This window comes from Amycolatopsis sp. NPDC051071, from assembly GCF_040682875.1.
Classification (GTDB): domain Bacteria; phylum Actinomycetota; class Actinomycetes; order Mycobacteriales; family Pseudonocardiaceae; genus Amycolatopsis.
The window spans coordinates 1-19,458 of the sequence record NZ_JBFBBY010000050.1 but is presented as its reverse complement, the minus strand read 5'-3'; the positions used below and the strand labels follow the sequence as shown (position 1 = coordinate 19,458).

Here is a 19,458-nt window from a genome sequence, read left to right as displayed (position 1 = left end):
ATGACAAATGTCCGGCAAACGCCGCGTGCGGTACGTACGAACGGCCGAAGGCGGAACCGGCTCCACCGATCGGTGACGGAGTGTTACCGCGTTTCGGTGAGCAATTCACCGAGAACCGCCAGCACGGGCTCGAGTGCGCGCACCTCGGTGCCGGCGCATTCGGTGATCCCGGCGCCCACGACATCGAAGCCGCTCAGCCCGCGAAGCATCACCACCAGCCGCTCGATCGTCAACCCGCCCGGCTCCGGATAGTTCAGTCCGCCGAACTCCCCGGGGTCGAGCACGTCGAGGTCGAGATGGAGGTACACCTTGTCCGCGCCGGCCAGCCCGGCGACGATGTCGTGCGTCTCGACGACCAGCCCGCGATCGACGGCGGCCCGCTCGGCGTCGTCGAAGACACGGGTCCCGGCGAGCACGACGCGGCCGGGTTCGACCGGCGGGTTCGCGGCGAAGTCCGGGTCGCCCTCGCCGAGCAGCGAGCGCAGCACCATGCCGTGGAAAGCACCTGAGGGCGACGTCTGGGCGGTGTTGAGATCGGGGTGCGCGTCGAACCACGCGACCCCGAGGCCGGGGCCGAAGCGGTAGCGCGCGACGCCGATCGGGACGAGTTCGACCCCGCAGTCCCCGCCGATGGTCAGCACCGGCCCACCCGGCGCCTCCAGCGCGGCGAGCTGCGCGGCCCGGTTCTCTCCGATGAGGACGGCGCGGTTGGCGACGCCGTCGACCACGGGCGACGTCTCACGGGTCTGGCGGATGTGGTGCACCGGCACGCCCAAGACATGCCCGGCCAGCTCGGCGAGCGCGACACAGCCTTCGGGCAACCGCGGCGCGCGCTCGGTCAGTGCGCCCTGAAACTGAGGTACGGCGTTGATCAGCATCCGCGACAGAGTAGTGCGCCCCAGGAGCCACAGAAACCTCTTGTATCACTGAACCGGATCCCCACCGGCGGGTCGGACGGGGCAGGCGAACGGCGGCCGATATCTTGCCGTGATGCAGCGGGTGGTTCTCAATGGTCAGCCCTCGGACGTCGAGCGGGTCGTCGGGAAAACCTCCTACGCCAGGGGCCGCGCCTACGCGCGAAACGGCCACGTGCTCACCATGGCCTGGGATTCGGAGCTCGGCGTCCTCTCCGGGCAGGTAAGCGGCATGGGCGGGGTCTACCAGACCATGGCGGACTTCGGCGACCGACGCGAGACCTTCGAGGCGGGTAGCTGCACCTGCCCGGTCGGCTACAACTGCAAACACGTCGCGGCGTTGGTCCTGACCGCGATCGGCCCCCGCCCGGTTCGAGAAGACAAGCCGAAGGTACCCGCCTGGGAGTCGGCGCTACAGCCGCTGCTCGGCTCGGCGCCGGACACCGCGCCCGGCACCATACCGATGGCACTCGAGCTGACCTTTATTCCCGGCTCGCGAAACCAGCGCGGCAGGCCGGGACGCACACCGGCGCGGCTTCTTGCCAAGCTGATGCAGCCTGGCAAGAAAAAGGGCTGGGTCAGTGGCAACCTGGCCTGGAATTCCGTCGGTTACCTCGGCTACCAAGGTCTCGACCCCACGCACTCGCGGATCCTCAACGAGTTGTACGCCTTATACCAGGCCGGGGGCTATGGCTATCAGTCCTATCAGGCCAAAACGATCGACCTGTGCTCGTTTCAGAGCGGCAGGCTCTGGCCGGTCCTCGAAGAGGCACACGCCGCCGGGCTACGCCTGATCCACTCGCAAAAACACCTCGGCGATGTCGTCCTCGCCGCCGTCGCCGAGTACTCCTTGGACGCCACCCGGACGACGGCGTCCGGATCACTGGCCATCACGCCGGCCCTCACCGCCGGCGGGCACCCGGTCGACGCCGTTCCGCTCGGTTTCCTCGGTACCGACGGCCACGGCCTGCTGTACACCGAGCGCGCGGACGTCGAGGCGGAACCCGACCCCGCCCGCTGGCCGCTGCGGCTGGCCCGGCTCGCCACGCCCGCGCCTCCGGCACTTCAGCAGCTGGCGCTCGCAGGCGAGCGGATCGCGATTCCAGCCAAGCAGGTGACCAAGTTCCGCGAAAGCTATTACCCTCGGCTGCGCCATATCGCGCCGCTGATCTCGTCCGACGAGTCCTTCACCCCACCGGCGATCTCCGATCCGAAGCTGACACTGAACGCCGCCTACGGGTCGGGACACTCGCTCGACCTCAGCTGGGAATGGATCTACGAGGTCGGGGATGGCCTGCTGCGCACCCCGGTGAACCAGGAAGCACGGCCGGACAGCGGATACCGCGACCTCGCCAAGGAAAAGGAAATCCTGGCCGGGCTCGATCCCGGCTTGGTCTCGAATCAGCCGAGAACGCTGCGAGGTAACGAAACCCTCCGCTTCACCACGGAATCGCTGCCGCTACTCGCGGACCGGCCGGAAATCGACGTCGAGATCAGCGGCGATCCCGCCGACTACCGCGAGGTGAGCGACACGCTGTCGATCGGCGTGTCCACCGAAGAGATCCGCGGTGAGACGGACTGGTTCGACCTCGGCATCTCGATCACCGCCGAAGGCCGCGAAGTCCCGTTCACGGAAGTGTTCCTGGCGCTGGCCGCGGGGCAACCCCATTTGCTGCTGCCCGACGGCGCCTACTTCTCCCTGGAGAAGCCCGAACTGCGAACCTTGCGCACCCTGATCGAAGAAGCGCGGTCCTTACAGGACTCGCCTGGCGACCCGCTGCGGATCAGCCGCTACCAGGTGGGTCTTTGGGATGAACTGGCCTCGCTCGGCGTCGTCGGCCGCCAGGCGAAGAACTGGCAACGCCAGCTCGACGCGTTGCGCTCGATCGACACCGTGGACGTCGTCGAACCGCCGGACACACTCGACGCGACCCTGCGGCCGTACCAGCTCGACGGGTTCCGCTGGCTGGCTTTCCTGTGGAGGTTTCAGCTCGGAGGCATCCTCGCGGACGACATGGGGCTCGGCAAGACACTGCAGTCGCTGGCGCTGATCTGCCACGCCAAGCGGCTGGACCCCGATCTCCCGCCCTTCCTGATCATCGCGCCGACCAGCGTCGTATCGAATTGGGCTGCCGAATCGGCTCGTTTCTCCCCCGGACTGAACGTGGTGGCGATCTCGGACACCGCACGACGCCGGGGGACGGCCCTCGACGAAATCGCCGAGGGCGCGGACCTCGTCGTCACCTCGCATACCTTGTTCCGGCTCGACTTCGACGATTACGCCGCCCTGCCCTGGTCGGGGCTGATCATGGACGAGGCGCAGTTCGCCAAGAACCACCAGTCGCGGATCTACCAGTGCGCGCGACGGCTGCCCGCGCCGGTCAAGCTCGCGATCACCGGCACCCCGATGGAGAACAACCTGATGGAGCTGTGGTCGCTGCTGTCGATCACCGCGCCGGGCCTGTTCCCCAACCCCGCCCGGTTCGCCGAGTTCTACGCGCGCCCGATCGAGAGGGACGGCGACACCGACCTGCTAGCCCAGCTGCGACGACGGATCAAACCACTGATCACCCGCCGCACCAAGGAACAGGTGCTCACCGACCTGCCGGCGAAACAGGAGCAGGTCCTCGAAGTCGAGCTGCCGCCACGGCACCGCAAGATCTATCAGACACATCTGCAACGGGAACGGCAGAAGGTACTCGGCCTGATCGACGACCTCAACCGGAACCGGTTCACCATCCTCCGCTCCCTGACTCTGCTGCGACAGCTGAGCCTGCACGCCGGACTGGTGGACGAGAAGCACCGGAACCTCGCCAGCGCCAAGGTCGACGCCCTCCTCGAACAACTCGGCGACGTCGTGGCCGGCGGGCACCGGGCGCTGGTGTTCAGTCAGTTCACCGGCTTCCTCGACATCGTGCGCGACCGGCTGGACGCCGAAGGTGTCGAGTACTGCTATCTCGACGGCAAGACACGGAAGCGGGCGTCGGTGCTCAAGCGGTTCAAAGAGGGCGCGGCGCCGGTGTTCCTGATCAGTCTCAAGGCGGGCGGGGTCGGACTGAACCTGACCGAGGCGGACTATTGCTTCCTGCTCGACCCGTGGTGGAACCCGGCGACCGAAGCACAGGCCGTCGACCGGACGCATCGCATCGGGCAGACCCGCACCGTGATGGTCTATCGCCTCATCGCCAAGGACACCATCGAAGAAAAGGTGATGGCGCTCAAGGCGAAGAAGGCCGAACTGTTCGCCGGTGTCATGGACGACGGCAACGCGTTCGGCGGCTCACTCGACGCCGACGACATCCGCGGCCTGTTCAGCTGAACGGCTGACGGCGAAAGTCCCTTTCGCACCCGGGACCGCCATGACGCGGGGGGCGTTTCCGGTGCGGACTTGGGAGGTGTCTTCGCGGTAGGTGACGTCGCGGACCCAGTGCAGCCGGTTCTCGATGCACCAGTGGTTGCGGGCCAGATCGGCGATCTGGTGTGGTCCGGCGCGGTCCTCGGTCAGGCTGGTGATGCCCAGTGCGGTCTCGTGGTGGGTGTTGCCGGTGGCGGCGTGCAGGACGCCGACGCTCGCGGCGGTGCCGACACCTCACCGCAGGAAACGCATTTCCGCGAAGCGCGGCTTCGCGCGCGAAGGGCACTACACAACTTTCCGGATTACCCTTTCGAGTGATTCCGACCTCTTCAAAAAGACCTCGTATTCTGCTAGCACACATGTTCGAACGATGCTAACGTTGATGCTGTGACCAGCACCGATGTACCCGAGTCGACTCGCCACGAATGGTGGCGCGTCGACAAACGTGTGCTGTTGTCGCGCACGATAGAAATCGAGAACGCGGTCCGGAAACTCCTGGCCGAGCAATACGAGGTCTATGCGGAAATTCACCGGCGCGGGCTGCGGGGTGTGTCCGGACATGACTCGCTGGCCGGGCTGATCGAGGCAGACCTACGCCTGACCCCCGCTGACGCGAAAGCCCGCGCCGAGCGAGTGCTGGCGCTGCATCCGACACCGGCTTTCACCGGTCAGGATGTGCCAGCCGTCGCCCCGCTGACCGCCGCAGCCGCCGCCGAAGGCACCGTGGGTGGCGCACAGATCGACCCGATCATCCACACGCTGGCCAAGATCCCGGCCACCGTGCCCGAGGAGAAGGTGCGGGACGCGGAGAAGATCCTCGTCGACCTCGCTCTGGTCGCCGGGCCGAAGGAAATCGCCAAGGCCGGACGTAACCTGCTCGCCCGCCTGGATCCCGACGGTAAAGAACCCAAGGATGACGACCCTAAACCGGCCTGCCCTCACTTGAAGTTCGTCCGTCATCGTGATGGCAGCCTCGGTGTGGTCGCCACTGTGGACCAAGAGATCTACGCGCGACTGAAAACCGACCTCGACCCGCTCGCGAAACCCCGCAAAGCTGAGGACGGGGAACGCGATCCGCGAACCCAGGCCGAACGCTACGGCGACGCCTTCGGCGACTACGTGCGCATGAAGACCGCGAGCCCGGATCTACCGGGTCAAGCCGGGGAGTCCACCCACATCCTCATCACCATGTCCTATGAAGACCTGATGCGGGACCTCGGTGAGGCACAGTTGGAGCTGGTCGGGCCACTCAACGCCACCGACGCCCGCATGCTGGCCTGCGACTGCCGGATCCGACCCGTCGTGCTCGGCAAAGCCGGGGAGCCGTTGGATGTGGGGCGCAGTGCCCGCACCGTCACCATCCCCCAGAAATACGCGCTCACCGCCCGCGACAAAGGCTGCGCGTGGCCCGGCTGCGACATGCCCGTCTTCCGCTGCACCGCCCACCATATCGTCGAATGGCGGCACCATGGCGAAAGTAAAATCGACAACCTTGTCCTGCTTTGCGGCCGCCATCATCGGATGATCCACAGCAGCGAGTGGAAAGTCCGCATCGCCCAAGACGGGCTCCCGGAGTTCACCCCGCCCGTCTACCTCGACCCCGCCCAGGCCCCGCGCCGGAACAGCATGCACCTGCGGATCTGAGAGTCGTGAGTGGCGAGTCGAGTGGTAACCCGATGTCAGGTCTCACGACCACCTTGACCAACCATGTTCCCGGCGCCCTTGATCGACGCGTCACCGCCGCCTCAGCAGTATGTGAAAGGCGAGTTCCCTTCGCTGAGCCGCAGGGCGCGTGGAGGATTAGGACGTTCAACGCCCCCAATCCTCCACGCTCAGCGCTGACCAGCAACTCCGCGCCGCCGCCTACGTCACTCCAGGACCAGCAGCAGGTCTCCGCCTTCGACCTGCTGGACGGCGTTGATCGCGCGCCGCGACACCTTGCCGCCGGTGGACGCGGTGATCGACGCCTCCATCTTCATCGCCTCGATGGTCGCGACCGTGGCACCGGCCTCGACCTCGTCGCCCTCGGACACCTGAAGCGTGACCACACCGGCGAACGGCGCGGCGATCTGCTTCGGATCGGACTTGTCGGCCTTCTCCGTCGCCGGGATGTCGGACGCGATCGAGGTGTCGCGCACCTGGATCGGGCGCAGCTGGCCGTTCAGCGTGGACATCACCGTGCGCACGCCGCGTTCGTCCGCCTCACCGATGGCTTCCAGCTCGATCAGCAGCCGGACACCCTGCTCCAGGTCGACCGAGTACTCCTCACCCGGGCGAAGCCCGTAGAAGAAGTCCTTCGACGGCAGCACCGACGTGTCGCCGTACTGCTCGCGGTGCGCTTCGAAGTCCTTCGTGGGCCCGGGGAACAGCAGCCGGTTCAGCGTCTTGCGACGGTCCTCTGCCAGACCCTTGCGGTCCTCTTCGGACAGTTCCTGCACCGGCTTCGGCTCCGCGCGGCCTTCGAGGGCCTTGGTGCGGAACGGTTCCGGCCAGCCTCCGGGAGGGTCGCCCAGTTCGCCACGCAGGAAGCCGATCACCGAATCCGGGATGTCGAACTTGTTCGGCTCCGCCTCGAAGTCCGACGGCGAGACACCCGCGCCGACGAGGTGCAATGCGAGGTCACCGACCACTTTGGACGAAGGCGTGACCTTCACCAGATGCCCGAGGATCCGGTCGGCGGCCGCGTACATCGCCTCGATGTCCTCGAACCGCTCGCCGAGGCCGAGCGCGATCGCCTGTGTGCGCAGGTTCGACAGCTGTCCGCCCGGGATCTCGTGGTGGTACACGCGCCCGGTCGGCGAAGCGAGTCCGGCCTCGAACGGCGCGTAGATCTTGCGCACGCTCTCCCAGTACGGCTCGAGGTCGCCGATGGCCTGCAGGTCGAGCCCGGTCGGCCGCTCCGAGTGGTCGGTGGCGGCGACGAGCGCCGACAGCGACGGCTGCGACGTCGTGCCGGCCATGGACGCGACAGCGCCGTCGACGGCGTCCGCGCCCGCCTGGATCGCGGCGAGGTACGTGGCCAGCTGGCCACCCGCGGTGTCGTGCGTGTGTATATGCACTGGGAGGTCGAACTCCTTGCGCAGCGCGGAAACCAGCCGCGCCGCCGCCGGTGCGCGCAGCAGGCCCGCCATATCCTTGATGGCCAGGACGTGTGCCCCGGCGCCGACGATCTGCTCGGCCAGCCTGAGGTAGTAGTCCAGGGTGTACAGCTTCTCGGCCGGGTCCGAGAGGTCCGAGGTATAGCAGAGCGCGACCTCGGCGACGGCGGAACCGGTCTCACGCACGGCCTCGATCGCCGGGCGCATCTGCTCGACGTCGTTGAGGGCGTCGAAGATCCGGAAGATGTCGATGCCGGTCGCCGTCGCCTCCTCGACGAAGGCGTTGGTCACCTCGGTGGGGTACGGCGTGTAGCCGACGGTGTTGCGGCCGCGCAGCAGCATCTGCAGGCAGATGTTCGGCACCGCTTCCCGCAGCTTCGCGAGCCGCTCCCACGGGTCCTCGGCGAGGAACCGCAACGCGACGTCGTAGGTCGCGCCGCCCCAGCACTCCAGGGAAAGCAGCTGCGGCGTGGTCCGCGCGACGATCGGCGCGACGGCGAGCAGGTCCTTGGTCCGCACGCGGGTGGCGAGCAGGGACTGGTGCGCGTCGCGGAAGGTCGTGTCGGTGACGCCGAGGGTCGGCGACTCCCGCAGCCAGCGTGCGAAACCGTCCGGGCCGAGTTCGGTGAGCTTCTGCTTCGAGCCGGGCGCCGGTTCGAGGTCCTTCGGCAGCTTCGGCAGCTTGACCTGCGGTTCGAGGGTGCGCGGACGCTCGCCGTGCGGCTTGTTGACCGTCTTGTCGGCGAGGTAGGTCAGCAGCCTGGTCCCGCGGTCGGCCGAATGGCGTGCGGTGAGCAGATGCGGGCGCTCCTCGATGAACGACGTCGTGACGCGGCCTTCGCGGAAGTCCGGGTCGTCGAGGACGGCCTGCAGGAACGGGATGTTCGTGGCCACCCCGCGGATCCGGAACTCGGCGACGGCGCGGCGCGCGCGGCCGATGGCGGTCTGGAAGTCGCGGCCGCGGCAGGTGAGCTTCACCAGCAGCGAGTCGAAATGCGCGCTGATCTCGGTGCCGGAGAACGCGGTCCCGCCGTCGAGGCGGATACCGGAACCACCGGGCGAGCGGTACGCGCTGATCATCCCGGTGTCCGGGCGGAAACCGTTGGCGGGATCCTCGGTGGTGATGCGGCACTGCAACGCGGCGCCGCGCAGGTACACCTTGTCCTGCGAGAGCCCGAGGTCGTCGAGCGTCTGGCCGGAGGCGATGCGCAGCTGCGATTGGACGAGGTCGACGTCGGTGACCTCCTCGGTCACCGTGTGTTCGACCTGGATCCGCGGGTTCATCTCGATGAAGACGTGGTTGCCGTCCTTGTCGAGGAGGAACTCGACGGTGCCGGCGTTGCGGTAGCCGATCTGGCGGGCGAACTTGACCGCGTCCGCGCAGATCCGGTCCCGCAGTTCGGACGGCAGGTTCGGCGCGGGCGCCAGCTCGATCACCTTCTGGTGCCGTCGCTGGACCGAGCAGTCTCGTTCGAAGAGGTGGATCACGTTGCCCTCGCCGTCGGCGAGGATCTGGACCTCGATGTGGCGGGGCTCGACGACGGCCTTCTCGATGAACACCGTCGGGTCGCCGAAGGCCGACTCGGCCTCGCGCGCGGCGGCCTCGATGGACTCGCGCAGCTGGGCCGGTTCGCCGACACGGCGCATCCCGCGCCCGCCACCACCGGCGACGGCCTTCACGAAGACCGGGAACCCGATCTTCTCGGCGGCGGCGACCAGCGCGTCGATGTCGGAGGACGGTTCGGAAGAACCCAGCACCGGCACGCCCGCCTCGCGCGCGGCCTTGACCGCGCGGGCCTTGTTCCCGGTCAGTTCGAGGATGTCCGCGCTCGGCCCGACGAAGGTGATGCCTTCTTCTTCGCACGCGCGCGCGAGATCCGGGTTCTCGGAGAGAAAGCCGTAGCCGGGGTAGACGGCGTCCGCGCCCGCCTTCTTGGCGGCCGCGATGATCTCCTCGACCGACAGATAAGCCCGCACCGGATGACCGGGTTCGCCGATCTCATAGGCCTCGTCGGCCTTCAGCCGGTGGAGCGAATTGCGGTCTTCGTGCGGGAACACAGCCACCGTGCCCGCGCCGAGCTCGAATCCGGCGCGGAACGCGCGGATGGCGATCTCACCCCGGTTGGCGACCAGTACCTTGCGGAACATGCCGGTCCTTCCCATCTTCGGATCGGTAGGTGAGGCACGTTACCTGCCTGTCCCGCAAGGCGGGAGTTGTTGCCCAGGTGATGGACGTCATCCCTGCTTGAGTTGCGCGCCAGGACTCTGGAGCAACCGGTTCGCGGTGCCTTCGTGGACGCCGGTCAGGACGTCGGCCGAAGCGGTGTCCACGAGCGCCTTCGCGACGTCCGCGGCCGAGACCTCGGGATGCAGGGCGCGGTACAGCGCGGCCACCCCGGTGACATGCGCCGCGGCCGACGACGTCCCGCTGAGCACCCTGCCGCCGCTGCCCCCGGCGTTGGGTCCCGGCACGTCCACGCCGGGTGCGAACAGGTCGAGGACCTCGCCGTAGTTCGAGGTGGAGCCGACCTGGTCACTGGCGTCCGTCGAACCGACGGTGAGGGCTTCGGCGACCCTGGCGGGTGAGAACTTGCCCGCGTCGGTGGCCTCACCGCCCGCCGGGACGGCGATCGGGACGACCGCGGCAAGCGCGCGGACGGCGGCGTCGAGCCGGTCGTTGGCCGTCCCGCCGATGCCGAGGACGGCGACCGCGGGCTGGTGTGCGTTCTGTGTCACCCAGTCGATACCCGCGATGATCTTGTCCGTGGAGCCTCCACCCTGTGCGTCGATCACCCGCACCGGGACGATCTGCGCGGCCTTCGCGACGCCGAAAGTCCTCGACGCGGCGACACCCGCCAGATACGTGCCGTGGCCGTTGGCGTCGGAGGTGTCCGAGCCGCCGTTGAGGAAGTCCTTACCCGGCTTCACCCGGCCGCCGAAATCCGGATGCGCGGCGTCGACGCCGCTGTCGATCACGTAGACGGTGACGTCCTTGGCATCGGTCTCGTAGTGATAGAGCTGATCGAGGCCGGTTCGCTGGTCGATGCGGTCCAGTCCCCAGTTCGGCGGGTTCTGCTGGACTTCCGTCGCGGAGGCGGGCTGCGCCAGAAGCACCAGGAGGGGCAGCGCGGCCATGACCCGTACCAGTCGAATGATCATTCCTCGGGACTACGCCTGTCACCCGCGAGTGGCAACCTCAACCTCCGGTCGTCACCCGATCGGTCGGGGCTGGTCGGAGGTGTCCGCTGACCGTCGACTCCGGAAGGCAGACGAGTGCGTCGAAGGCGTTGACGACGTCGACGGGGTTGAACATATGCGCGTGACGGATGCTTCGGGGTCCTTCCGTCCCCCGCCTCGTGCGGAGATCCACCAGGCCGGGGCCTTCAGCCTCGACGCTTCCCTCGGCGGGCGCGTCCAGGTCTTGTTCGTACACGGTGAAACCGAGGCGGGCCCCGGGATCCGGCTCGAGGCCGGTGGTCTTGCCCTCGACGGCCGTGAGCGCCAGCGCGAAATAGTCGTCGCCGTACTCGGCGGCCAGATGCGTTCCGGCCGCTGGATAGGTGAGGCCGGGCAGGGGCTCGAACGGCAGGCGTTGCAGGTGTCCGTTGTGGAGCATCAGCACGATCTTCGTGTCGTCGCCGTGCAGTCGCCGGATCAACCGGACGGTGGAGGCCAGGTACGCGTCGCGTGAACCGCTCTGCAGGGCAGGTGCCCCGCCCGCCATCATCGCGGCGATCTCGGTGAGATAGCTGTCGACGCGCAGGGCGCCTTCGACATGGTGTTCCGCGATCGCCTGCGCCTCGGTGAGCCCGTACACCGGACGCAACGAGGTCAGGTGCGCGTGGAGCCTTGCGAGGGCCGCGGTCGCCTTGTCCTTCGCGACGTCGTCGAGTGCGGCGTACTTGGCGGGCGATTCCGCGCTGCTGACCGCGGCGTAGCCCTTGGTCGCCTCGATGGCGGCGTCGACAAGGCTTGTCGCGGGTTCGTCCACAGTGGACAAGTAGGCGCGGACGGCTTCCAGCGCGGGCACGGGTGAACCCGCGGAACTAGGCACGTCAAGACCAAAGTACCGGACGTCGCCGCGTTCGCGAAGCCACGTCAGCATTTCGTGCGCCTCGGGCGACTCGCCGAGGGAGAAGGTGAAGCCGTCACGGCCGATGTCGGCGACGTCACCGGGCGCACCCCGGAGCCAGTCCTCGACGAGCTTCCCCTCGGCGAAGCCGGATTCGAAACCGAGTACGCGGAAGCCGTGGTGCTCGACGAGATGCTGGAGCAAACGCTTGCGCAGCTCCCCGAACTCGTGGAGGTGGTGGTTGTTCTCGCCGATCGCGACGATCTTCGCGTCCCCGACGAGCTCGGCGATCCGTTCGACGTCTGACATACTGGCACCCTAACGCAACAGGAGTAGCAATTGGCAACCTCCGGCACCCAGCGGCCCGGCGGCCGGACCGAGCGGACCCGCCAGGCCGTCCTGCACGCCACCCTCGCCCTGCTGGCCGAACGCGGTTTCGGCGAGCTGACCGTGGACGCGGTCGCCGAACGGTCCGGGGTGCACAAGACCACCGTGTACCGGCGCTGGTCTTCACCGGACGGCCTCGTCGCCGCGGCGTTGCAGATGGGTGCGGAGGACGACTGGAAGGCACCCGACACCGGGTCGTTCGAGGACGATCTGTACGAGGTGGCGGCGGAAGTCGTGCGGTGGTTCACCGAGCCCGCGCTGAAGGAACTGCCGACGGCGTCGGTCTCGGCGGCGTTCCAGTCCCCGCCCGCCGCCGAGGCGTTGCACGACTTCTATCAAGACCGGCACGAACGGATGGCTCCCATCGTGGACCGGGCCGTCGCGCGGGGCGAAGTCCCTCCTGGCACCGACGGCGACGAGGTGATCAGGGCGGTTTGCGGGCCGATGTTTTACCGGCTGCTGATTTCGCGGGAAGGCGCCACGCCGTCCGATGCGCGGAATGCCGCGCGGGCGGTGAGCGTCGCGGCGCGGGAAGGCGCCTTCGTGCCACGCGATTAGTCCGCCATCCGGTTGAGGACAGTTTTGCCGTCAACGCCAACGACTTCCGCGACCAGACTGGACTCTCCGTGCGAAAGAGGGAGCCCGTCATGACCGAAGAAGTCCGGAACAAGCCGCTGGAAATGCCGCGCCAGCTCAAGTTCGTCCGTGGCTTCCTCTGGCTCCAGGCGGTCCTCAACGTCCTCGTCAGCGCACTCGTGACCTCCCTCGCGATCAACGAACTCGACCACGGCAACGAGGAAGCCGGACTTCCGCTGGCCTTGGCGATACTCGGCTTCGTGGTCGCCGTCGTGCTGGTCGCGTGCGCGGTGCGGATCTCCCGCGGTTCGGCCTGGGTGCGGCCGACGGTCATCGCCGTGGAAGGGCTGGTCGTGGTCTTGGGGGCGATCAGCCTGTTCAGTGGTGGGGCGATCACTCAGCTGATCGGGATGGCCATCGCCGTCGCCATCATCGTCACGCTCAACAAACCCGAAGAGCGCGGCTGGTTCACCCGCTGACGAGGTCGATCCGGTAGCGCACTGTCGCGGGCCTGATCATGGCCATCGTCAGGCCTCTGCCGGCTTTCTCAACGCGGCGAAACCGGTGACGACGGCGAGCGCGATCACGGCGCCCAGTGCGATCCCCCAGCCCGCACCGGTCACACTCGAACTGCTCGGCATCGCGAAGTACAGCGCGCAGACCATGACGAAACCGCCCGCCGCGGCGCCGCCGGTGAACGCCACGCGGAACGCGCTGGGCCGGACGAGCGTCCCGGCCGCGGTCGCGATCAGGAGCAGCACCGCGACCACGACGTAGATCGTGGCCTCGTCGGCCCGGCTCGACGAGTACTCGTACAGCTCCCCGGCCTCGATGGCGAGCCCGGTCACGCCGATGATCCCCAGCACCAGCGTCCCCCAGGCGAAGACGTCCTGCGGTTTACCCAGTACGAGCCGGAAACCCCGGTCGCGCCGCATCGCCACCAGCGCGCAGACGGCCGCGCCGATCATCACCAGATCCGCCAGTACCAGCGAACCCAGGCCGAACGGCACCGCCGACAGCAACGCCAGACCGCATTGCAGGCCCGGCCCGACCATCGAACGCGTCCTCTTCCGCAGTGTCGCGGTGCCCGACGCGAGGGCGAAGAGCGCGAGCAGGAAGGCGATCCAGCCACCCGCGGTGAAGAATCCGTCCAGCTTGCCACCGAGCAGGAACGCGACGATCAGCAAATAGAGGCCCGCCGCGATCCCGAGCAGCCCGGCGTTGACCGCCACCGGATCTTCACTGGGTCGCTCGGGTTTCCGGACGTTTTCGCGCGGCGGCGGCGGCACAAGCGCCTGCACCGGGACCGGTTCGGGCTCCGGCAGGGAAACCACCACCGGCTCAGGGACAGGTTCCAAAACCGGCTCCGGAACCACCCGCCCCTCGACCGTCACCACCAGTTCCCCGGTCGGCCCGGTCACCGTGATCCGCCCGTCGAACGGCCCGATTTCCGTGCGGTCCAGCGAGATTTCGGCCCCGTCGGCGACTTCGGTCACCCGCAGCCAAGGATGCGACGACGTGAACCGGCAGACCCTCGCGACCGGCGGACCGTCCAGCCGGAGCCGCGCCACCGCCGTCGTCCCCTTGACGATTTCGCCGAACCGCAGCACCTCGGGCTCGGCCCGCACCCGCGCTTCACGCCGGGCGACGTCGGCCACTTCGGCGATGTGCTGGATGTCGGTCTGCGCCATCGCGGAGAGGACTTCGTACGCGCCGACGGCGACGGAAAGGTTCTCGCTCAGCAGCCGTCGCTGGAGTTCGGTCACCGCGCCGAGCCGGGTGAACATATTCGGATCCTCGCTGGCCGCGCGCAGATCGGCAGGGACCGGCGACGGTTTGATCCGGCGCCGTCTGCTCCTGGCGAGGTACAGCTCGCCTTGCATCTCGATGTCGCGGCTGGGTGTCTGGTTGGGATTCCGCTCGCGGACACTGTCGAACAAATAGTCGTAAAGTTCGCCGAGCGCGATCCAGCCGTCCTCGTCACGGTCGGCGTCTCCGGTCCGTAGCCCGTCGACGAGCGCGGACGTGAATACCGACGGCCGGGCGTGGCCGTCGGCGAGGTGATCGCCCTCGAAGGCGTACTCGATGGAGTTCGACGCGGTGATCACCGCGCGGCCGCGGCCGCCGAAACCGCCGCCGGGGAAGGCGTCGAGGACTCCTGCCTCGCCGGTGGCCCGCACCGCGACGCCTTGGCTGAACGCCCCGCCGTAGCAGCAGTCCAGCAGCAGCACGATACTGCGCGACCGGCTCATCCGCATGCAGCGCTGGACGAAATCGGCGGGCACGGCACTCGACGCGAGCCGCTCCGGCCGGGTGTTGCGGGCGGCGAAGAACAGTTCCCCCGACTCGCTTTTCAAGCCGTGGCAAGAGAAATGCACCAGCAGGACGTCATTGGGTGCGCTGTCGGCGAACAGGTCCTCGACCCGGCTCGCGATCACGTGCGCCGTTTCGTCACGCACCACCTGGACGTCGAACTCGCTGATGTCGCGATCGGCGAGGACTTCGGCGAGCGCTTCGGCGTCGGCCGCCGGGGACCGCAGCGCGCTCAACCCGGGGTTGTCGTATTCGCCGTTGGCGATGATCAAGGCACGCCGTTCGCCGGTCATGACGTCGAATGCCTGCTCACGAAGAGGTCGACGCGCTCGGCATCAGCCCCGTCCTCACCGAGCCGGACCCGCACCGCTGACGTCATCCCCGGCCTCCCTCGCCCGCACAGAACGCGGCTGTGCAGAACAAGGAAAGCCCTCGGCCCGTCCGGCGACAAGGTCCGATCGGGCAGAGATGTTCACGTCAGCTTTTTTCCAGATACTCCACGCGATCTTCGTCGACGAGGTCGGCGATCATATGCGCGAGTCCCAGGTAATTCCCCAATGCCGGGTCCTTTTCGACTATTTCCAACGAACGGGCCCGTGCCTCGGTGATGACGTCCTCGTCCTGCAGCAGTGAAAGCAGTTTCAGGGTCGATTTCTTCCCCGACTGCGCGGCACCGAGGATGTCACCTTCGCGGCGCAGTTCGAGGTCCATTCTGGACAGTTCGAAACCGTCCGTTGTGGACTCGACGGCGGCCAGCCGCTCCCTGGTGGTCGTCCCGTCCAGGGTTTCGGTGACCAGCAGGCACAACCCCGGCACGCTCCCCCGGCCGACGCGGCCACGCAGCTGGTGCAGCTGGCTGATGCCGAACCGGTCGGCGTCCATGATCACCATCGCGGTCGCGTTCGGCACGTTCACGCCGACCTCGATCACCGTGGTCGCCACGAGCACGTCCAGATCACCCTTGGAGAACGCCTGCATCACGGCGTCCTTGTCGTCACTGGGCATCCGGCCGTGCAGGACACCGATCTTGAGGCCCTTCAAAGCGCTCTCGGCGAGATCCGGCGCGACGTCGAGCACCGCGAGCGGCGGCCGCTTGTCGCCCTTGTCCGACGCCGGTTCGTCGCCGATGCGCGGGCAGACGATGTAGGCCTGGTGCCCCTTGCCGCATTCCTCGCGGACCCGCTGCCACGCGCGGTCCAGCCACGCGGGCCGCTCCGCGACCGGCACCACCGACGTCGCGATCGGCGACCGGCCGACCGGCATCTCGCGCAGTGCGGAAATCTCCAGATCGCCGTAGACGGTCATCGCGACCGTCCGCGGGATGGGTGTCGCCGTCATGACGAGCACGTGCGGGCTGGTCTCGTCGGCGCCGCGGGACCGCAACGCGTCCCGCTGCTCGACACCGAACCGGTGCTGCTCGTCGACCACGGCCAGCCCGAGATCCGCGAACGCCACGGTGTCCTGGATCAGCGCGTGCGTGCCGACGATGATCCCGGCCTCGCCGCTGACGGTCTCCAGCAACGCCTTCTTGCGTTCCTTCGCGCCCATCGACCCGGTCAGCAACGTCACCCGGGTGGCGTTCTCCGCGCCGCCGAGCTGACCGGCCTGCCCGAGGTCGCCGAGCATTTCACGCAGGGAACGGGCATGCTGCGCGGCCAGTACCTCCGTCGGCGCGAGCATCGCCGCCTGCCGCCCGGAATCGACGACCTGCAGCATCGCGCGCAACGCCACCACGGTCTTGCCGGAGCCGACCTCGCCCTGCAGCAGCCGGTTCATCGGGTGCTCGGTGGACAGATCCCGCGCGATCTCCTCGCCGATCTCCTCCTGGCCCGAGGTCAGCGCGAACGGAAGCCGCTTGTCGAAGGCGTCGAGGATGCCGTTTTCGGTGCGCGGGGAGGCCTTCGCCGGCCGCGAGACCAGTGAGTGCCGCCGCTGCGCGAAAATCAGCTGCACCGCCATCGCCTCGTCCCATTTGAGCCGACGGCGCGCCGAATTCAACGCCTCCCAGCTCGACGGGCGATGGATGCCGCGCAACGCGCTTTCCAGACTGGGCAGGCCGTACCGGGCCAGCAGTTCGGGCGGCATCGGGTCTTCGTCGACCTCCAGCACGTCCAGCACCTGGCGCACGGCCTTGGCGATCACCCACGTCGGGATCCCTTGCGCCGCCGGGTAGACCGGGATGATCTCGGCGAGGAAATCGTCCATCGCCTCGGGTGCTCGCTCCGCGTCGAACAGTTCGTACTCGGGGTTCGCCAGCTGCAGGACGTCGCGGAAAGCGGTGACCTTGCCCGCGAAGAGGCCGTTCTTGCCGGGGACGAGGTCCTTTTCGCGCCAGGCCTGGTTGAAGAAGGTGCACTGCAGACGGCGTTTGCCGTCGGTGATCACCATTTCGAGCAGGGTGCCGCTGCGCGACTTCATCCGGCGCTTGTTGACCCGTTCGATACGCGCCATCACGGTCGCGTGCTCACCGAGTTCGAGTCCGGCGATGTCGGTGAGCTGGCCGCGTTCGGCGTACCGGCGCGGATAGTGGCGCAGCAGGTCGCTGACCGTCTCGATCTTCAGGCCGTTGGCGAGCGCTTTCGCCGTCGCCGCGCCCACGACCAGCTTGAGGTCCGCGCGCAGGTTGGTCATGCGGTCACTCCACCCCCATCAGCAGCACGGCGTCGGACTGGCCGCCGGCGTAACTCGTCAGCTCGATCTCGGGATGTTCCAGCCGGAGCTGATCGGCGAGCTCACCGGGCAGCCGGACCGGCGAGTCGACCCCGGTCAGCACGGTGACCAGTTCGCCGCCGAGGGCCAGCATCCGGTTCAGCACGCTGACCGCGGCCGCGACCAGGTTCGTCTCCGAGGCGGGCGCGGGCTCGATCAGCACGACCTCGCCATCGACGAGGCCGACGACGTCACCGGCCTGCGCCCTGCCCACCCAGGTTAGCGATTCCTCCCGTGCGATCCGCAGTTCGCCACGCCTGGTCGCCGCGGCCGCTTCGGCCATCGCGACGACGTCGTCGTTGGTGCGGCGGTCCGCGTCGTGCACGGCCAGCGCGGCCAGCACCTGAACGGGTGACACGCACGGGATGACGACGACGTCGCGGTCCGCGGCCATCGCGTGGCCCGCCGCCGCGTCCGCGGCCGCGGTCAGCCGATGGCCGCCAGGGAGCACGGTGACGTGATGCCCGGCGGCCTCGTTGATCAGGCCCAGCATCTCCTCGACCGTCGGCTCGACCCCCTGCGGCACGGACAGCACCGCGACCCCCTCGGCACGCAGGAGTTCCGCCAGCGGTCCGCCGTGGACGACGGCGACCACCGACCGGTCGATACCGCCGCCGACCTCGACCGGGGTGGGTGTGATCAGCGGCTCGACCCGGACCCGGCGCGGGCGGCCGAGGTCGATCCCGGCCTCCAGTGCCGCGCCGATGTCCGCGCAATGCACATGGACGGCGAAGCCGCCCGCGCCGTCACCCGCGACGGTGACGCTGTCGCCGAGGCCGCTGAGCGTCTTGCGGAGTGCGGGGAGGCTGTCCTCTTCGACGCCGTCGAGGAGGTACATGACCTCCCACGCCGTCGGTGCGTCGATCGTGGCGTGGACATGCGCCTCAAGGGGATGTTCCGGCTCGGTGACGCCGCCGGAGATCACCCCGGAAAGGGCGTCGAGGACCGCGACCAGGCCGCGGGCACCGGCGTCGACCACACCCGCGACGGCCAGGACCGGCAGCTGCTTCGGCGTCTCTTCGAGCGCTTCGGCGGCAACGCGCGCGGCCGTCGTGGCCACCTCTTCGAGTGACCCTGTCGCGTCACGGACAGTCGCCGCGACGGTATGGAGCACGGTCAGGATGGTGCCGGCGACCGGGCGGCTCACCGCACCCGTGGCGACCTGGTCGGCCCGCGCGAGCGCGGCCGCGAGCCCCGGCCCGTCGAGGTCCACGGTGGCCGCCGACTCGGCGATCCCGCGCACGACCTGCGACATGATCACCCCCGAATTACCCTTGGCGGCCGCGACCGCGCCCTTGGCGAAGGCCGCCAGCGCCTCCGCGGCCGTGCCCGGCTCGGCCTCCGCGAGCGCGTCACGGGCCGCGGTCATGGTGAACAGCAGGTTGGAGCCGGTGTCGGAGTCCGCGACCGGGTACACGTTGATGCCGTCGATCGCCGGCCGCAGCACCGCCAAGCTGTGCACACAGGCCGCCGACCAAGCCGACACCGCCGCCACGTCCAGCACCCGCACGCCGTAACCTCCTAGCTGTTCCAGCGAGGGTATCGACCCGGTGCCGGAGGGCTCTGAGCCACTGGTTACTATGGTCGAGTTGCCCAGCATGCTGGGCGCATCATTCTTTGTCCCAGATCCAGAGGAGTTCGACGTGGCTGCCGTGTGCGACGTCTGTGGCAAGGGACCGGGCTTTGGCAAGTCGGTCTCGCACTCCCACCGGCGTACCAACCGCCGGTGGAACCCGAACATCCAGACTGTTCACGCCAAGATCGGTCTGTCCCAGCGCAAGCGCCTGAACGCCTGCACCTCGTGCATCAAGGCGGGCAAGGTCGTTCGTGGCTGAGTAGGTTCTTGGGGAATGGCGGGTGCTCTTTCGAGCGCCCGCCATTTTTTATGCCCGGGTCTCGCCGGTGGCCGGTCCTTCAAGGACTCCTTGAGCACCACCAGTCACCACGGCGGCGCGTGAAGGACCCCTTCCCTCGGCTCAGCCGAAGAAACTCGACCTTCACACCTTCCCCAGTACATGAAGGCCCCCTTCCTTG

At 68.2% G+C, this 19,458-nt stretch carries 13 protein-coding genes and 1 pseudogene; 6 read left to right on the top strand and 8 right to left on the bottom strand.

All coding sequences use genetic code 11. The features are described from left to right. Positions 1-83: 83 nt before the first annotated feature. Complete coding sequence (locus tag AB0M65_RS18180) at positions 84-878, bottom strand: arginase family protein (RefSeq protein ID WP_364028596.1); 795 nt, start codon at positions 876-878, stop codon at positions 84-86. A 112-nt stretch (positions 879-990) separates the two neighbouring features. Here AB0M65_RS18180 and AB0M65_RS18175 point away from each other — a divergent pair, with 112 nt between their 5' ends. Further along, the gene (locus AB0M65_RS18175; protein ID WP_364028594.1) at positions 991-4,233 is read left to right on the top strand and encodes an SNF2-related protein; all 3,243 of its coding nucleotides are present in this window, start codon (positions 991-993) and stop codon (positions 4,231-4,233) included. A gap of 36 nt (positions 4,234-4,269) precedes the next feature. Here the strand turns inward: AB0M65_RS18175 and AB0M65_RS18170 are convergent. Then, positions 4,270-4,392: pseudogene (locus AB0M65_RS18170) on the bottom strand (ISAs1 family transposase); the annotation flags it as partial. Here AB0M65_RS18170 and AB0M65_RS18165 point away from each other — a divergent pair. After that, on the top strand, positions 4,342-4,587 hold the full coding sequence (locus tag AB0M65_RS18165) for a hypothetical protein (protein WP_364028592.1): 246 nt from the start codon (positions 4,342-4,344) through the stop codon (positions 4,585-4,587). The pseudogene AB0M65_RS18170 and the gene AB0M65_RS18165 overlap by 51 nt on opposite strands. 69 nt (positions 4,588-4,656) lie before the next feature. Further along, positions 4,657-5,913, top strand: a complete 1,257-nt coding sequence (locus AB0M65_RS18160) for a DUF222 domain-containing protein (protein ID WP_364028590.1) — start codon at positions 4,657-4,659, stop codon at positions 5,911-5,913. A gap of 224 nt (positions 5,914-6,137) precedes the next feature. Here the strand turns inward: AB0M65_RS18160 and AB0M65_RS18155 are convergent, their stop codons facing one another. From AB0M65_RS18155 to AB0M65_RS18145, 3 genes are all read right to left on the bottom strand, one after another. Continuing rightward, positions 6,138-9,515: a pyruvate carboxylase gene (locus AB0M65_RS18155; RefSeq protein WP_364028648.1), complete on the bottom strand. Its 3,378-nt coding sequence runs from the start codon at positions 9,513-9,515 to the stop codon at positions 6,138-6,140. A gap of 87 nt (positions 9,516-9,602) precedes the next feature. Then, a complete protein-coding gene (locus AB0M65_RS18150) occupies positions 9,603-10,526 on the bottom strand; it encodes a S8 family peptidase (RefSeq protein WP_364028588.1) in 924 nt (307 codons plus the stop codon). Between the two features lie 37 nt (positions 10,527-10,563). Then, positions 10,564-11,748 (bottom strand): erythromycin esterase family protein, encoded by a 1,185-nt coding sequence (locus AB0M65_RS18145; RefSeq protein WP_364028586.1) that lies wholly within the window; start codon positions 11,746-11,748, stop codon positions 10,564-10,566. Positions 11,749-11,778: 30 nt separating this feature from the next. Here AB0M65_RS18145 and AB0M65_RS18140 point away from each other — a divergent pair, with 30 nt between their 5' ends. Then, positions 11,779-12,384: a TetR/AcrR family transcriptional regulator gene (locus AB0M65_RS18140; protein ID WP_364028584.1), complete on the top strand. Its 606-nt coding sequence runs from the start codon at positions 11,779-11,781 to the stop codon at positions 12,382-12,384. An 89-nt stretch (positions 12,385-12,473) separates the two neighbouring features. Next, a complete protein-coding gene (locus AB0M65_RS18135; protein ID WP_364028582.1) occupies positions 12,474-12,881 on the top strand; it encodes a hypothetical protein in 408 nt (135 codons plus the stop codon). Between the two features lie 48 nt (positions 12,882-12,929). Here AB0M65_RS18135 and AB0M65_RS18130 read toward each other — a convergent pair whose 3' ends face one another. The 3 genes from AB0M65_RS18130 to AB0M65_RS18120 form a co-directional block, all read right to left on the bottom strand. Beyond that, the gene (locus tag AB0M65_RS18130) at positions 12,930-15,008 is read right to left on the bottom strand and encodes a caspase family protein (protein WP_364028580.1); all 2,079 of its coding nucleotides are present in this window, start codon (positions 15,006-15,008) and stop codon (positions 12,930-12,932) included. A 184-nt stretch (positions 15,009-15,192) separates the two neighbouring features. Then, the gene (gene recG / locus AB0M65_RS18125) at positions 15,193-17,346 is read right to left on the bottom strand and encodes an ATP-dependent DNA helicase RecG (RefSeq protein WP_364028578.1); all 2,154 of its coding nucleotides are present in this window, start codon (positions 17,344-17,346) and stop codon (positions 15,193-15,195) included. Positions 17,347-17,350: 4 nt separating this feature from the next. Further along, the gene (locus AB0M65_RS18120) at positions 17,351-18,934 is read right to left on the bottom strand and encodes a DAK2 domain-containing protein (RefSeq protein WP_364028576.1); all 1,584 of its coding nucleotides are present in this window, start codon (positions 18,932-18,934) and stop codon (positions 17,351-17,353) included. Positions 18,935-19,067: 133 nt separating this feature from the next. On the opposite strand from AB0M65_RS18120, the gene rpmB reads away from it, so the two are divergent. Further along, positions 19,068-19,259 carry a 50S ribosomal protein L28 gene (gene rpmB, locus AB0M65_RS18115; protein ID WP_007031450.1) on the top strand — a complete coding sequence of 64 codons (192 nt, stop codon included), beginning with the start codon at positions 19,068-19,070 and terminating at the stop codon, positions 19,257-19,259. Positions 19,260-19,458 lie beyond the last annotated feature (199 nt).